Origin of the sequence: Stenotrophomonas sp. HMWF023 (genome assembly GCF_003060985.1) — a bacterium.
GTDB classification, from domain to species: Bacteria; Pseudomonadota; Gammaproteobacteria; order Xanthomonadales; family Xanthomonadaceae; genus Stenotrophomonas; species Stenotrophomonas lactitubi.
In genome coordinates this window covers 8,808-10,116 of record NZ_QAIJ01000313.1, presented here as the reverse complement: position 1 = coordinate 10,116, position 1,309 = coordinate 8,808, and the positions used below count along the sequence as shown (strand labels likewise).

At 63.8% G+C, this 1,309-nt stretch carries 1 protein-coding gene; it reads left to right on the top strand.

Features of this window, described 5'->3' with window-relative positions:
- Window positions 1-1,175 (top strand): flagellin (locus tag DBR20_RS18550; protein WP_108267602.1); only part of this gene is annotated, 1,175 nt, incomplete at its 5' end.
- Between the last annotated feature and the right edge of the window lie 134 nt (window positions 1,176-1,309).

Below are 1,309 nucleotides of genomic sequence, written 5' to 3'. Positions count from 1 at the left end.
GCGGCAGCTCGCTGGCCACCACCATCCAGCGCCTGTCCTCCGGTTCGCGCATCAACAGCGCCAAGGACGATGCCGCCGGCCTGGCGATCTCCGAGCGTTTCGGCACCCAGATCCGCGGTACCGACGTCGCCATCCGCAATGCCAACGACGGTATCTCGCTGGCCCAGGTCGCCGAAGGTTCGCTGTCGGAAATCGGCAACAACCTGCAGCGCATCCGTGAGCTGTCGGTGCAGTCGTCGAACGCCACCAACTCGGCCAGCGACCGCAAGGCGCTGCAGGCCGAAGTGACCCAGCTGAAGTCGGAAATCGATCGCGTCGCCAAGCAGTCCGAGTTCAACGGCACCAAGCTGCTGGACGGTTCGTTCTCCAGCCAGCTGTTCCAGGTCGGCGCCAACGCCGGTCAGGCCATCGCCATCGACAAGGTCGTGGACGCCAAGACCAGCTCGCTGGGCGATGCCACCTTTGCCAACGTCTACAAGGGCACCAAGCTGGGCATCACCCCCGCAGTGCCGGGTCCGCCGGCGGTTCCAGCAATCGACACGGACAAGGCCACCGCTGACATGAGCATCGACAAGATCACCGTCAAGGTGACCGACGCCGATGGCAAGGCTACCGACGTCACCGTTGGCGCCTTCACGATCAAGGCCGGTGAGTCGATCACCAAGAGCACGGCCGCCGCCATCAACGCCAAGATCGGCGAAACCGGCGTCCAGGCTTCGGTCGATGACGCGACCGTCAATCTGACCTCGGTCAAGGCCGGCCAGACTTTCAGCCTGACCTATGCGACCGCTGCCAATGAAGCTGCCGTGGGCCTGACCCAGACCAGCACCAATGGCGGTGCACTGACCGGCGCAACCTCCAGCAAGCTGGACAACGTGGACGTTTCCACTGTTGCAGGTGCACAGCAGGCACTGGAGATCGTCGACAAGGCGCTCAGCTCGATCAACAACACCCGTGCAGACCTCGGCGCGATCCAGAACCGCTTCACCTCGGTCGTCGCCAACCTGCAGACCTCGACGGAAAACCTGTCGGCCTCGCGTAGCCGCATCAAGGATACCGATTTCGCCAAGGAAACCGCCGAGCTGACCCGCACCCAGATCCTGCAGCAGGCCGGTACGGCCATGCTGGCCCAGGCCAACCAGGTGCCGCAGGGCGTGCTCAGCCTGCTGCGCTGATCTGCTTCCTGATCGACCACCGGGCGGCGGCTGAGCTGCCGCCCGGTTCCTGAAATACGTACCACCTTCGCCAAAGGAAAAGCACCATGGCACAAGTCATCAACACCAACACGATGTCGTTGAACGCTCAGCGC